Annotated in this window: 13 protein-coding genes; 11 read left to right on the top strand and 2 right to left on the bottom strand. The window is 30.1% G+C overall.

Going from position 1 to position 15,578, the window contains the following annotated elements:
- The first annotated feature begins 73 nt into the window (after positions 1–73).
- The 9 genes from CLSA_RS18480 (at position 74) to CLSA_RS18440 (ending at position 8,655) form a co-directional block, all read left to right on the top strand.
- A complete protein-coding gene (locus CLSA_RS18480) occupies positions 74–1,534 on the top strand; it encodes a PTS ascorbate transporter subunit IIC (protein WP_022748853.1) in 1,461 nt (486 codons plus the stop codon).
- An 80-nt stretch (positions 1,535–1,614) separates the two neighbouring features.
- Positions 1,615–1,908, top strand: a complete 294-nt coding sequence (locus CLSA_RS18475) for a PTS sugar transporter subunit IIB (protein WP_022748849.1) — start codon at positions 1,615–1,617, stop codon at positions 1,906–1,908.
- 261 nt (positions 1,909–2,169) lie between these two features.
- Positions 2,170–3,198, top strand: a complete 1,029-nt coding sequence (locus tag CLSA_RS18470) for a hypothetical protein (RefSeq protein ID WP_022748846.1) — start codon at positions 2,170–2,172, stop codon at positions 3,196–3,198.
- A gap of 550 nt (positions 3,199–3,748) precedes the next feature.
- A complete protein-coding gene (locus CLSA_RS18465; protein WP_022748843.1) occupies positions 3,749–4,441 on the top strand; it encodes an L-ribulose-5-phosphate 4-epimerase in 693 nt (230 codons plus the stop codon).
- A gap of 15 nt (positions 4,442–4,456) precedes the next feature.
- A complete protein-coding gene (locus CLSA_RS18460; protein ID WP_022748840.1) occupies positions 4,457–5,302 on the top strand; it encodes an L-ribulose-5-phosphate 3-epimerase in 846 nt (281 codons plus the stop codon).
- A gap of 81 nt (positions 5,303–5,383) precedes the next feature.
- On the top strand, positions 5,384–6,199 hold the full coding sequence (locus tag CLSA_RS18455) for a transketolase (protein ID WP_022748836.1): 816 nt from the start codon (positions 5,384–5,386) through the stop codon (positions 6,197–6,199).
- A 12-nt stretch (positions 6,200–6,211) separates the two neighbouring features.
- Positions 6,212–7,138: a transketolase family protein gene (locus CLSA_RS18450; RefSeq protein WP_022748833.1), complete on the top strand. Its 927-nt coding sequence runs from the start codon at positions 6,212–6,214 to the stop codon at positions 7,136–7,138.
- A gap of 190 nt (positions 7,139–7,328) precedes the next feature.
- Positions 7,329–7,976 (top strand): fructose-6-phosphate aldolase, encoded by a 648-nt coding sequence (fsa, locus tag CLSA_RS18445; protein WP_022748830.1) that lies wholly within the window; start codon positions 7,329–7,331, stop codon positions 7,974–7,976.
- A 208-nt stretch (positions 7,977–8,184) separates the two neighbouring features.
- Entirely contained in the window at positions 8,185–8,655 is a 471-nt protein-coding gene (locus CLSA_RS18440) for a metal-dependent transcriptional regulator (RefSeq protein WP_022748829.1), read from the top strand.
- Between the two features lie 534 nt (positions 8,656–9,189).
- On the opposite strand, the gene cls is transcribed toward CLSA_RS18440, so the two are convergent.
- Positions 9,190–10,674, bottom strand: a complete 1,485-nt coding sequence (gene cls, locus CLSA_RS18435) for a cardiolipin synthase (protein ID WP_022748826.1) — start codon at positions 10,672–10,674, stop codon at positions 9,190–9,192.
- A 598-nt stretch (positions 10,675–11,272) separates the two neighbouring features.
- Here cls and CLSA_RS18430 point away from each other — a divergent pair.
- Positions 11,273–12,436 carry a pectate lyase/Amb allergen gene (locus tag CLSA_RS18430; protein ID WP_022748822.1) on the top strand — a complete coding sequence of 388 codons (1,164 nt, stop codon included), beginning with the start codon at positions 11,273–11,275 and terminating at the stop codon, positions 12,434–12,436.
- 376 nt (positions 12,437–12,812) lie between these two features.
- Here CLSA_RS18430 and putP read toward each other — a convergent pair whose 3' ends face one another.
- Positions 12,813–14,288, bottom strand: a complete 1,476-nt coding sequence (gene putP / locus CLSA_RS18425; RefSeq protein ID WP_022748819.1) for a sodium/proline symporter PutP — start codon at positions 14,286–14,288, stop codon at positions 12,813–12,815.
- A gap of 368 nt (positions 14,289–14,656) precedes the next feature.
- Here putP and CLSA_RS18420 point away from each other — a divergent pair, with 368 nt between their 5' ends.
- Complete coding sequence (locus tag CLSA_RS18420) at positions 14,657–15,571, top strand: M15 family metallopeptidase (RefSeq protein ID WP_022748815.1); 915 nt, start codon at positions 14,657–14,659, stop codon at positions 15,569–15,571.
- Positions 15,572–15,578: the final 7 nt, after the last annotated feature.

Genomic DNA, 15,578 nt, shown 5'->3' with positions numbered 1-15,578 from the left:
TACCAAAAGAGAAAACTATATGAAAGTGATTACGTAAGAATAATTTTATTAAAATAATATAGGGGGAATTGAAATGGAAATATTAATGAGCATGTGGAAGTTTTTCCAGGTAAATATTTTGACAAACCCAGCATTTTTTATAGGCTTTATAGTACTTATAGGTTATTTATTATTACAACGTCCAATTTATGAAGCTATAGCAGGATTTATAAAAGCAACAGTTGGTTATTTAATTTTGAATGTAGCAGCTGGAGGACTTGTAAGTAACTTCCGTCCAATACTAGCCGGATTGAAAGATCGTTTTAATTTAACGGCTGCAGTTATTGATCCTTATTTTGGTCAAACAGCAGCGCAATCGGCAATAGAAAATGTAGGTAGATCTTTTTCACTTATGATGATAGTTCTGCTAATAGCATTTATTTTTAACATAGTATTAGTATTGTTTAGAAAACAAACAAAAGTAAGAACCGTGTTTATTACAGGTCACATAATGGTTCAACAATCTTCAACAGCTTTATGGATGGTATTATTCTGTTTTCCAAACATAATAGACACTCAAGCCGTAATAATGCTTGGATTATTACTTGGAGCTTATTGGGCAGTATCATCAAATCTTACAGTTGAAGCTACTCAAGAATTAACAGAAGGTGGTGGATTTGCAGTAGCCCATCAACAAATGTTTGGTATTTGGCTTACAGACAAGATTGCAGGAAAGATTGGTAATAAGGAAAAATCAATAGAGCACCTTAAATTACCTGGATTCTTATCAATATTTAATGATAATGTAGTTGCAACTGGAATTCTAATGATGTTCTTCTTCGGAATTATCATGGGAATATTAGGACCAGATTTATTACATCAAATAGATAAAACAGGTTTTGCAGCAGATAGAAACTTCTTATTCTATATAATGGAAAAGTCATTAAACTTTGCAGTTTACTTAAGTATATTACAACTTGGTGTTAAGATGTTCGTTTCAGAACTTACAGAATCATTCCAAGGTATTTCAAATAAACTTTTACCAGGATCAATGCCAGCTGTAGATTGTGCAGCAACTTATGGTTTTGGTCATGCTAATGCAGTAACAATTGGATTCTTATTTGGAGCATTAGGACAATTCATATCAATTATAGGATTGGTAGTATTCCATAGTCCAGTATTAATAATTACAGGTTTCGTACCAGTATTCTTTGATAATGCGACATTTGCAGTATATGCAAACAAAAAAGGTGGATTAAAAGCAGCTATGATAATTCCTTTTGTATCAGGAATTATTCAAGTATTAGGTGGAGCATTTGCAGCACATTATTTCCAACTAGCACAATTTGGTGGATGGCATGGAAACTTTGACTTTGATACGGTATGGCCAGTAATTGGAGTACTAATGAAGAACTTCCAATATGTAGGCTTTGGAATTGCAGTTGTAGCATTACTTGCAATACCACAAATTCAATATATGAAGAATAGAAAAGGTTATTTTAAAATAGCAGAAGATTATGATGACTATCTTAATGAAATTGAAGAAGCATCATAAAAAATATAAAAAAGGCAAAAATATTAATAGTAATCAAAATACAAATAAAAATATAATGTAAAAATTAAGGGGGATTTAGAATGTTAAGAGTAATAGCAGCATGTGGAAGTGGAATGGGTTCAAGTCAAATAATAAAAATGAAAATAAATAAGGTATTTAAAAAACTAGGTATTGATGTAACAATTCAACACAATAGTGTAGGAGAAGCAAAAAGTCAGGCATCAAACTTTGATGTGGTATTTTGTTCAGAAGTTTTAAAATCAAACTTTAAAAGAGCAGAAGATTCTGGAACTATAGTTATAGGATTAAAAAATGTTTTATCAGAAAAAGAAATAGAAGAAAAGATAGTAGAGCATGTAGTTAATAAAAAGTAGTTTGTTTAATAGCTAAAAATTACTACAGTATAGTGATAAGATTAGGAAGTTGTATAAAAGGGTAATGGGTTGATTCTAAGGTTTATATGGAATTGATAAATCAATTCCATATAAGGCACATGAAGATAAATAACAAGTCCAATTTACTACGAAAAATAGGCTGTCAAATGAACTTGTTATTTATTTGAATGTACCTTAACTAAAGAATGTTTGAGAACATATTAACTAAAATAGGTTAGCGTAAGTTGAGGTGAATGTAATATGAAAATTATAAAAAAGCATTTAGATGAAATGTATCGTGCATATGCAGCGAGTTCAATTGAGATAGATGGTGAGTTAAACTTGCTAGTAGCTTCTGAAGAAAAAGGACATCCTTGTTATGCATATAGTGGCAAAGATTTTAATCACCGTCACACAGTTTGGGATAATGGTGGAGGATGTATGTCAATCATTCCTATTCCAAATCGTAAGAATGAATTTTTAGCTGTTCGTGACTTTTATTTAAAAGAAAGTCCAAGCAGTGCTCGTCTAGTATGGGGACATTTAGTGGATGGTGAATGGGTTATTGAAACTGTTATTAAATTACCTTATTTACATCGTTTTGATGTATGGGATGTTGATGGAGAAATCTATGTTGTTGGAGCTACTATAGCTGATGTAAAATCATCTAAAGATGACTGGAGTCACTCAGGAACTATCTATTATGGTAAATTACCAGATGTACCAACAGATGGAATAGATCTTAAAGTTCTTAAAAAAGGTTTGTTTAAAAATCATGGATATATTCGTCATATGGTAGGTGGTAAGCCACGTGGTACTTTTGGCTGTGATCAAGGAGTATTCGAAGTTATTCCGAATAAAGATGGAGAATGGCAAGTTAATCAATTAATGGAAGGTAATATTAGTGAAGTCGCTTGGTGTGATTTGGATAACGATGGTCAAGACGAATTGATGACTATTGAACCATTCCATGGAAATTCAATGAAAATTTATAAGTTTATCGATGGAAAGTATACTGAAATTTATACTTATCCATATGAAATTGATTTTGCTCATACATTAGTGGGAACAACACTTTGCGGTGTACCAAGCTTTGTTGGTGGCGTAAGACGTGTAGATTCTGAATTATTCTATATCCAATGGGTTGATGGAAAATGCAAAGAGACAATTATCGAAAAGGGCGTTGGTCCAGCTAATGTAGCGGTTATAAATTTGAAAGATTGTGATTTAATTGTTTCAGCTAACCACACAAAGAACGAAGCTGCAGTGTATACAGTGTTAAAAGAGTAATTTGTATATACTCAAAATGCTTTAAGGCGCATGAACTTGTTATTTTTTGAATGTGCCTAAAATAAACAAAACTAAAATTTAATAAGCTCATAATTTAAATTAATAATAGGAGTGTGGATGTTAAAAAGATATCCATGCTTCTAAATAAAAGGAATTAATAAAACTTAAATGATTATTATATTTTAAAATTACAAAACCTAATATTTCAAATTTAAAGTGAAATTTATTCACATCTTAAAATCTTGTCACAAATACAAAGTTGACTTTTTAAATCAACTTAATTCTAATTGAAATTCACATGATTATAGAGAACAAAAAAATTCAGATTATTTAAATTTAGGCATACTCAAAGAATAATAAATAATTATATTAGGCTATTTGGTCTTATGATTAATTAATGTGTTTACATACTAAATAGGTTGAATTTTTTATATCCATTTATCTTATACAAAAATAAAAACACATTTCAAAATGACTATTTTCTTTAACTTGCCTTATCAACATAAATAAAATTGAGCATTTCAATGTAGAGTGTTTAGGAGGAATAGTAATGTTAGAAGAATTAAAAAAAGAAGTTTATGAAGCAAATATGCTTTTACCAAAATATAATTTAGTAACTTTCACATGGGGAAATGTTTCAGCTATAGATAGAGAAAGTGGATTAATTGTAATTAAGCCATCAGGTGTCGATTATGAAATAATGAAGCCAGAGGATATGGTTGTAGTTGATCTAGATGGAAATGTAGTAGAAGGAAAATACAAACCATCATCAGATACACCAACACACGTAAAACTATACAATGATTTTACGGAAATTGGAGGAGTTGTACACACACATTCTAGATGGGCTACTGTATTTGCACAATCAGGAAAGAGCATAAAACCATATGGTACAACTCAAGCAGATTATTTTTATAATGAAATACCTTGTACAAGAGATATGACACCTGAAGAGATAAAATCAAACTATGAATACAATACTGGTGGAGTTATTGTTGATGCATTTAAAGATTTAAATCCAACATACGTTCCAGCAGTTCTAGTTAAAAATCATGGACCTTTTACATGGGGAAAAGATGCAATGGAAGCTGTTCATAATGCAGTTGTTTTAGAAGAAGTAGCAATGATGGCGTTAAACACAGAACTTTTAACAAATCATACAGCGAAAGTTATGCCAACAGATTTAATAGAAAAGCATTTTAAGAGAAAACACGGACCAAATGCTTATTATGGACAAAACTAAGAAGGTGGTGATTTTATGAAGGAATATACATTAGGATTATATGAAAAATCAATGCCAAACAATTTGACTTGGGAGGAAAAGTTAAATTGTGCAAGAGAATGTGGATTTGATACGGTGGAAATAAGTATAGATGAAACAGATGAAAAGTTATCAAGATTAGACATGAGTAAAGAAGAAAGAAAATCACTTATAGAGCTTATGTTTAAATGTGGTGTTGAAATAAGAACTATGTGTCTTAGTGGACATAGAAAATATCCATTAGGAAGCTTAAATGAAGAAACTAGAAATAAAGGTATGGAAATAATGAAAAAGGCAATTGAACTTTCTGATGACTTAGGAATTAAGATAATTCAGTTAGCTGGCTATGATGTTTATTATGAAGAAGGAAATGAGCAAACAAGAAAGTATTTTGAGCAAAATTTAATAAAATCTGTTGAAATGGCAGCGAGTAAGGGAGTAATACTTGCTTTTGAAACTATGGAAACAGAGTTTATGAATACAGTGGAAAAAGCGATGGAATTTGTAAAGCTTGTTGATTCTCCTTACCTTCAGATTTATCCAGACTGTGGAAATGTAACTAATGCTACATTAAATTATGGGACAAATCCGCTTGAAGATTTCAGTAAAGGAAAAGGACATATTTCAGCAGTACATTTGAAAGAAACTGTACCAGGAAAGTTTAGAGAAATAACTTTTGGAACTGGTCATGTTAATTTTGAAGAAATAATAAAAAAATCATGGGAACTTGGAGTAAGAAAGTTTACAGCAGAATTTTGGTATACAGGAAATGATGATTGGAAAGATGTAATTATTGACACAAAAAATTTTATGGATGAAAAGTTTAAAGTGGCTTTAGGTTAATCTTAAAATAAAAATTTCATTATAAAAGTAATTTGATTTGTGTATTTAAGGTACTAAAAAATACGATTGGTTGGTGAAGATATGAACAAAGAAAAATTAATTTCTATATCAAAAGAAGTTAAAAAAGATATTGTAGAAATGATTTATGAGGCAAAATCAGGGCATCCAGGTGGATCTTTATCTTGTAGTGATATTATAACTTATCTATATAATGAAAAAATGAATGTAGATGTTAATAATCCTAAGGATCCTAATAGAGATAGATTTGTTTTAAGTAAGGGACATGCAGCTCCAGCAATTTACTCTGTGTTGGCTGAAAAAGGTTATTTTCCTAAAGAAGAATTAAATAAATTAAGAAAAGTTGGAGCACTTCTTCAAGGACATCCAGATTCTAAGCATGTGCCAGGCGTTGATGTTTCTACAGGTTCACTTGGACAAGGAATATCTAATGCAGTTGGAATGGCATTGGGACTTAGAGCTCAAGGTAATAATGCAAAAGTGTATGTGGTTTTAGGTGATGGTGAATTGCAAGAAGGGTTAGTTTGGGAAGCTTCAATGGCAGCAGCTCATTATAAATTAGATAACTTAATTGCAATCATTGATAATAATGGTCTTCAAATTGATGGTAAGAATGAAGAAGTAATGGGAATTTCTCCTTTAGATAAAAAGTTTGAAAGCTTTGGCTGGAATGTAATTGTTTGTGAAGATGGTAATGATTTTGATAGTATTCATGAAGCATTTTCAAAAGTAGATGAAGTTAAGGAAAAGCCAAGTGTTATTATTGCTAAAACTGTAAAGGGCAAGGGCGTTAGCTTCATGGAAAATAATGCAGGATGGCATGGACAAGCACCTAATGAAGAAGAGAAAAATAAAGCATTAAGTGAGCTTGAAAGATAGGAGGAATTTTTTATGGGTAAGGCAACAAGAGAATCATATGGAATAGCATTATTAGAACTTGGTCGTGAAAATGATAAAGTAGTGGTTTTAGATGCTGACCTTTCAAAATCAACAAAAACAAATGGTTTTAAAGGTGAATTTAAAGATAGATTTTTTAATGCAGGTATTGCTGAACAAAATTTAATGGGAATGGCAGCGGGATTTGCTAATGTTGGATGTATACCATTTGCAAGTACATTTGCTGTTTTTGCTACAGGAAGAGCTTTTGAGATTATAAGAAATTCAATTTGCTATCCTAAAATGAATGTTAAAATAGCAGCTACTCATGCAGGAATAACAGTTGGAGAAGACGGTGGTTCCCATCAATCAATTGAAGATATAGCACTTATGTGTTCACTTCCTAATATGACAGTAATAGTACCAGCTGATGATAGAGAAGCTAGATCAGCAGTAAGAGCAGCAGCGGAATTTGAAGGGCCAGTATATTTAAGATTTGGAAGATGTAATACTGAAGATATATTTGATGAAGATTATAAATTTGAAATTGGAAAAGGTGTTGAAATAAGAGAGGGAAATGATGTAGCTATTATTGCTACAGGGATGATGGTTCAAAAAGCTATAGAAGCTTCTAAAATATTAGAAGATCAAGGAATTAAAGCAAGAGTTATAAACATTTCAACTATAAAACCAATAGATAGAGAAATAATTTTAAAAGCTGCAAAAGAAACTAAGGGAATTATAACTGCGGAAGAACATTCAATTATAGGTGGACTTGGAGCTATGGTTTCACAAGTGGTATGTAGTGAATGTCCAACTAAGGTTAAAATGGTTGGGATTGAAGATACATTTGGGGAATCTGGAACACCAGATGAGTTAATGGAAAAGTATAAATTAACTAGTGAAGCTATAGTGGAAAAAGTTAAAGAAATATTAGAATAAAGTTTTAAAAAAAATACTTTTCAAACATAGAAATGCTTAGGGGTAATAAATAAAATAAATTTATTTTACTAGGATTATGTAAAATATGTAGTTAAGATAATTGATAGTAATTAATGATGAGCGGTTAGGGGAAAATCATTTCAAGATTTATTAAGAGTTTAATTAAAATGTATGTAGAGGAGTGCTAATAATGAAAATTTTTGTAGATACAGCTAATATAGAAGAAATAAGAAAAGCTAATGCTTTAGGAGTTATATGTGGAGTTACAACAAATCCATCACTTATTGCAAAAGAAGGTAGAGATTTTAATGAAGTAATTCAAGAAATTACAAGCATTGTTGATGGACCTATAAGTGGTGAAGTTATTTCAATGGAATGTGATGGCATGGTTAAGGAAGCTCATGAAATAGCTAAGATTCATAAAAATATGGTTATAAAAATTCCTATGTGTGAAGAAGGATTAAAAGCAGTAAGTATTCTTAGTAAAGAAGGAATTAAAACAAATGTAACACTAATTTTTTCAGCACTTCAAGCATTACTTGCAGCTAGAGCTGGCGCAAGCTATGTAAGTCCATTTTTAGGAAGATTAGATGATATCGGAAGCACTGGAATTTCATTAATTGAAGATATTTCAGAAATATTCCAAATTCATGGCATTGAATCAGAAATTATTTCTGCAAGTGTTAGAAATCCAATTCATGTATTAGAATGTGCTAAGGCAGGATCTGATATAGCTACAATTCCTTATAATGTAATAGTGCAAATGATAAATCATCCACTTACAGATGCAGGAATTGAAAAATTCAAAGCAGATTATGCTAAAGCATTTGGAAAATAACATGAAAAGCATTTAATTATTTTAGAATATTTTTTGTTAGGGTAGAGAAAAATCTCTGCTCTAATTTTTATTGTCTTTAAAATACAAGCAATAAAACTTTCAATATGATTTTTTAAGACTAACATATGCAGAAAAACTAGCATATGATATTTATGAATTTAACTAAATAAATTGAGAATAGGATTAAATTATATTGGTGGTGATATATATGAAGAAAGATTTTCATACTGTAAGAGGATACGAAAATATTAATTCAACAAGAAAGCTTTTAACGCCATCTATGGAGGATTACGTAGAAATGATCTATAGATGTAGTAACGAAGAAAAATTTGTTAGGTTGAATAAAGTAGCACAAATGTTGCATGTACGTGATTCATCAGCATCTAAGATGATGAAAAAACTTAAAGAATTGTCTTTTATAACATATGAAAAATATGGAGTCATTACATTAACGGAAAATGGAGTTACTGTAGGAAAATACTTATTGGAGAGGCATAATATAATAGAGACTTTTTTAGAAAACTTGGGTGGTGACGATGAAGTATTTGTTGAAACAGAGCTTATAGAACATGTTATAGGTAATAAAACAGTTGAGAATATAAAAATGCTGAATATGTTTTTTGAAGAGAATGAAGATGTATTACAAAAATACAGAGAATTTGCAAAAAATAAAGAATAATTTAGAATGGTAAAGTAGCTATGGATATCCAAATCAAGACTTAGACTTATGTAATAACTAACCGAAATAAGGGGAATTCTTTAGCTCGGTTGCTAGATAATTTAGCTGTGGATTTCTGACAGCAGAAGTTGTCCCATTCTTGCATGCTCCTTAAACAAGTTAATTACAAGCGAGAATAGAACAACTTCTGCTGAAGAAATCCTACAACTAAATTATCAACGCAACGCTACGCAAAAGAATTCCCCTTATTTCTAGTATGGAAATACATTCTAATTCTAAGTTTAATTCTTAAATTGTTTATCTATATGGATATCCAAACTATAAATCATACTTATGTGGTGAATAGCCGAAATAGAGGTGAAGCATAAGTGTGATTTATAAATTGGATATATATAGTAACATCATTGCACTAATTTGTATTTTAGACATATGAAAATACAAATTAGTGTAATTTGCCTCCTTGCCTAATTAAGAATAGGCAAATAGATTTGTTATTTTTTTGATTGCGCCTTAAGGCACATCATCGCTTATATATTAAAGAAAGGGAAATACAAGAGTTGATATAGATTCTAATATCTTTGTTTTTGTACTTCTATTTAAATATTCATTTAAAGTTAGCAAATGACAATCTTCCTGGTCTTTAAGGAAAATATCTTCATGATTTTTAGCAATAATTGTATCATAAATTATTGCATTGATTTCAAAATTTAGCTTAAAGCTCCGTATATCTAAGTTGGCTGTTCCTACGCTAGAAATGCAACCATCTGCAACAATAGTTTTTGAATGAATAAATCCATTTTTATATTTATAAAATTTTATTCCAGACTTAATTAAATTTTCAATTGAAAAGCTTAAGGCCCATGCCATAAAAAAATGATCAGCATTGTTTGGAACCATTATTCTAACATCAACACCGCAAGAAGCAGAGAGTTGTAGCGCTGTTATCATAGGTTCATCTAATACTAAATAAGGAGTTTGAATAAATACATTTTTCTTAGCGTTATTTATAATTTTTAGATATGAATTTCTAATGTACTCTTCCTCATTATCAGGACCTGACGATACAATTTGAATACCAACATTACTAAAATTATTAGTGTCATGTTTAGTTATATCATTATTTACATCATTAATAGTAGAAATTTTATTAATATTATTGGAAGTATTTTGTTTATAGTCTATATTTTCCTTTGAAGCATACTCCCAATCGAATATAAAGCGTTTATTTAATTCAATAACTGCATCTCCAACAATTCTAAGATGAGTATCTCTCCAAAATGAAAATTGTTTACCTTTATTTATATATTCATCACCAACATTAAAACCACCTATATAACCAATTTTATCATCTATTACAACTATTTTTCGATGATTTCTATAATTTATTCTAAAGTTTATATAGGGAAGAATGCTTGGAAAAAATACTGAAAATTTTATTCCTATACTTTCAAAATATTTTCTTTGTTTTTTGTTTATATATCTAGAACCCATTCCATCAACTAGCAGCCTTACTTCAACACCCTCTGAGATTTTATTTTTTAATAAATTTATAATAGATTTGCCTAAATTATCATATTTAAAGATATAGTATTGAATATTTATGAAGGACTTTGCATTTTCTATATCTTCAAATAAATCTCTAAATTTATTTTCTCCATCTATATAAGTTTTTACAACATTATCAAAGGTACATATGCTACCATTTGAATTAAAGTTCATTTTAGCCAAATCTAGACATTCTTTTTTGGCATGATGTAAAGAATTTTTTTGTTTAAATTTATTAACAAGCTTTGTTAATCTATTTTTGTCTATAGCAGCTTTCTTATTAAAAATTTTTTCTTTTGAAATATTCTGACCAAGGCATAAGTACAATATAAATCCTATATGTGGAAATGTGAAAAGAATTAAAAGCCATGCCCATATTGTTGTAGAATCACGCCTTTCAATAAATATTATTGAGATAGCACAAGAAAAATTAATTATTAGTAGAAATAGCTTTAAATAAAAATATGAATTCATGATAACTCACCTTATTTAAGCACAATCAAATGAATAACGAGCCCATTTATCAGCCTATTTTCTATAATGGTGTGTTCGTAAATTGACTTAATAGACTCGCTGCAAGGTCAATTTACCTCTTTGCTTGATGAAAAATATCCATGGCAAATTCGACTTGTTATTTATTTTCACGTGCCTGAGTATAGTTTTTTAAAAAATAAATTATTAATAATAGCATTTTCTATAACTAATAAATTTATACGTATAATTGTAACTTAATAAAGATATATAAAAGCTTTTATGAAATACATAACTATAATGGATGGAATAAGTGTGAATTATTTGAATTATATTTAATAATCAGATGTATAAAATGTAAAAAAGCGACTATTAATTACTATATTTTTTGAAAATTCCTATATAAATTGGATATTAATTATATTTTGTATAATTTATGACAATACAATATTTACAAATAATGACCAATACTGTATACTCAAAGAATAGAATTCTATTTTACAAAAAGATGAAAAAATAATAAAATTTACATATTTGCGCAATAAGACAAAAAATATAGCGTATATATTTTTTAATATTGAATATATAAGGGGGATTTTTAATGAATTTTAAAAAAATTAAAGTAATTATTTCAACGTTATTAATAGCAACTTCTCTTATAGTATCTAATTCATTTTGTGGAGTTTTGACAGCAAAAGCAGAAGCGGCCACAACAGGTGGATATGCAAATGTTACAGTTTCTAATGAAGCTAAAACTATAGTTCGAAATTTAGCAGAACTTCAAAAGGCATTTAATGAAAGGAAACATCATATTGTTATCTCAGGATTCATAAGTGCAGGTTCATCTTTAAAAACATTCACTTTTCAGGATACAGGTTGGAACAATGTAACCATAGAAGGGGAAAATGGTGGAAATGCTGTATTAGAAAATATTCAATTAAAATTTAGTGGAGAAATGCTTCCAAGTGGTACTAGTATTAACAATGTAGTAGTTAGAAACATAACTTTCCGTGGTAATATTAAATATCTGCAATCATTAAAGGGAGCTGATACACAACCTGGCGGTGCAGGTACTAATTATATGGGAGTATCGTTCCGTCGTATTACAAATGGTTGGATTGATCATTGTACAATGTATGATATAAGTGATGATTTAATGTGTGTTACACTTGGATCAGATAAAGTAACTTTATCATATAATCATTTTTATTTTACAAATGAATGGCTAAATATGAAACCAAATCCTAATACATGGAATTGGGTTGGTAAGAATCAAGATTTAGCTTCTGAGCGTTTAGCTATGGTTATTGGTGCAAATCGTAATGATTCATTTGCTTACGGGGGAAATAAGCTTCATGTAACAATGCACCATAACTGGTTTGGACCAAATATAAAGGGACGTCCACTCATTCGTGGATTTGTGCATGAATATAATAACTATTTTGATAATAGTTCAACACCTTCTGGATATAATTCAGCAAGAGCACCACAACAACAATATACTGCAAACCAAATTGGAAGTGGTAGTGTTATTTATTCAGAAGAAAATTATTTTTATAAGACTAATCAAAGTAATCAAGTAGGTCTTGATATAGCTAGTGATTCTCATAAGTTCTATGAAAAATATAATACTTATAATGGAACAACTGGCGCATCTGAAAAAGGAATGGCATTTCCGAATAATACAAACTTTGGATATTCATACGTGCCAGAAGATACTAGTAAGGTTCCAGCAGATGTTCAAGCTAATGCGGGAGCAAAGTAAGGCTTAAACTTATGTAGTAGCTAACCGAAATAGAAGTGATGCATTTGTTTCGGTTACTGAAAATTTTGATAGATGCTTCTAAGAATGCAAGTTGTACCCGTAATGCTTGCTTCACAGACACGCTGTGAACAAGCATATGCGGAACAAAAATGTATGAATCTAATTTATATATCAATAATAAACTTTTTTATATTAGGCACAATCAAAAAAATAACAAGTCCCTCTGTATGCCTATTTTCAATCATATTGCATGAGCAAAGTGCCATAATAGACCAGCTATGATGTCAATTTGCCTGCTTACCTGATGAAAAATAGTTATTGCAGCTTTGGACTTGTTATTTATTTTTATGTGTTTTATTATAGATTAGCTAATGTTTTATTTCATATCTGATAACACTTTTTCCATATTAGCAAAGTCTTTATCGACTGATTCATCTGGCTTTTTAGTCATAAGGCTAACAAATATAACTGATAAAAGTGATAGTGAAAATCCAGGAATCATTTCATATAAATAATGAGATAATCCGCAAACAATCCATATAATAACTGTTAAACCACCAACAATCATTCCTGATAGTGCTCCCCATTTATTCATTCTTTTCCAATGAAGACTTAATAGAAGAACTGGGCCAAAAGCAGAACCAAATCCAGCCCACGCTTGACCAACTATATCAAGTATAGTTTTATTTGGCAAGTAAGCAAGCACTGTTGCAAAAGCTGCAACTACAACCACAGATAATCTGCCTATTACCATCTGCTGATTTTCAGAAGCTTCTTTATTAAAGAAAGCTAAGTAGAAATCTTTTGTAATTGAACTTGAGCAAACTAAAAGCTGAGATGAAATAGTGCTCATAATTGCAGCAAGTACTGCAGATAATATTATTCCAGTAATAAATGGATGAAATAAAATATCTCCAAGACGAAGGAAAACTGTTTCTGGATCACTTAATGGGCTGTTATGTTCAGTAAAGTATACAAGTCCGATAAGACCACTTGCAACAGCACCTAAAAGACCAATAGCCATCCAGCTAATTCCTATTCTTCTTGCTGATTTTAATTCACTTGCAGATTTTATTGCCATAAAACGTACGATAATATGTGGTTGACCAAAATATCCAAGTCCCCAAGCCATAAGGCTAATAATAGCAGTTATACTAGTTCCTCTAAACATATTAAATAATTGAGGATCAATATCTACCAGCTTATGAACAAAAGTGCCTGGAGTTACACCTATGTTAATATATGTTACAACTGGAACTGTAACTAAACAGATAAACATTAAAGTTCCTTGGAAGAAGTCTGTAAGGCTCACTGCTAAAAAGCCACCAAAATATGTATAAAGTACAACAACAGATAAGGTAACTACTACTCCCATTGTATAAGTTAATCCAAATGTGTCTACAAATAATTTTCCACCAGCTACTATTCCTGATGAAACATACAGAATAAAGAAAACGAGTATTACGATTCCTGATACAAGTCTAAGCATATTAGACTTATCTTTAAAACGATTTTCTAAATAATCAGGAATAGTTAAAGAATCATTTGCAACTTCCGTATAAACTCTGAATCTTGGAGCTAATAGAAGGTAGTTTAAGTATGCACCTAATGTTAAGCCTATTCCAAGCCAAAAGTTAGATATTCCAGTCAGATAAACAGCACCAGGAAGTCCCATAAGCATCCAACCACTCATATCACTTGCTCCAGCAGATAGTGCTGTAACTAATGGGCCAAGGCCTCTATCACCTATCATATAGTCTGAAATATTAGTCGTTTTTCTGTAAGAATAATACCCTATTCCAAGTAGAATTAGTAAGTATACTCCAATCGCTGAGATGGACCATAATTGCAATTTTTATTCCCCCTTTAATTATTAAATTGTTATTTTTAAAAATATTGCCCAAAAAATAGTTTTTTTATAAAAACAATATGAATATATTAACACATTAATTAAAAAACCACAATTTAATTTACATATATGATAAAAGTGATTTTCTACAATTTGGCAATGTGACTCAAAAATTAGGTACATTCAAAAAAATAATAAATCCATTTGCAAATCTATTTTTCATCAGAGGAAGATTGACTTGTATTTGATCACTGCACACCAAATTGGATTTGCTATTTATTTTCACGTGCCTTAATAAAAATATATTACATAGTATTATATTTCTTAGGATAAGCTATATTTATAAGTTTAAAAAGGTGGTGGCGTTAAAGATGAAAAAGTTAACTACTTTTATAATATGTTTTCTCATTGCTTTTAACATGCCTATAACCTCAAAAGCAGTTGAGGATAAAAACTATGAAACAGAAATGAAACAAGATATTTTAGTTCTTATGTTAGCCTATCCACAGTACATCGTAGGAGTAGAAAAGAAAAGTGATGATGAAATTTATTTAATTATGAAGAGTGGTAAGAAAATTATTTATGATGACAAAAAACAAAAAAGCCATGAAGAAAAGCTTAATAATCCAGATCTTCAAGATATGTTAGAGCAAGTTTATCCACTTGATAAAAGTGCAGATATTATGGATAAAAGTTTTGATCCAGGCAGAGCTAGACATTATGAACTTTTGAGTGAAGTTTATGGGGGTTCAAGACAATCTATTGAAAAAAACTTGACTAGCTTACATTATGGATATACAAATTATCAATTCAATAGTAAAAATAAAGCCAATATATGTTTGGAAGCAGCGTTAAAGGAAATTATGCCTTTAGCAAAAACAAGAGGTGATATATCGAGTATTCTTTATCCAGCTAGCGGAACTTATAACTATAGGGTTATCGCAGGTACTGGACGATTAAGCCCTCATTCTTATGGTATAGCTATTGATTTAAAAAGTGATAAAAGAGATTATTGGAAGTGGAGTTCTGAGAAACAAGGGAAGACTAGATTAGCAGATTATCCAAAAGAATTAGTTGAAGCCTTTGAAAAAAATAATTTTGTTTGGGGAGGAAAATGGGGACATTTTGATATTTTACATTTTGAATATAGACCTGAAATAATATTAAAAGCTAAATATTTTGGAAACTTTAACAATGATAGAAAGTGGTATGAAGGTGCACCCGTTGAAGAATATACAAAGAAATGTATTGATATAATTGAAAAAGAATTGTGCTCTGCACAATGAAAAAAAC

This window comes from Clostridium saccharobutylicum DSM 13864 (assembly GCF_000473995.1).
Lineage (GTDB): Bacteria > Bacillota > Clostridia > Clostridiales > Clostridiaceae > Clostridium > Clostridium saccharobutylicum.
The sequence above is the reverse complement of the archived record's forward strand: the minus strand, read 5'-3'. Positions and strand labels throughout refer to the sequence as shown.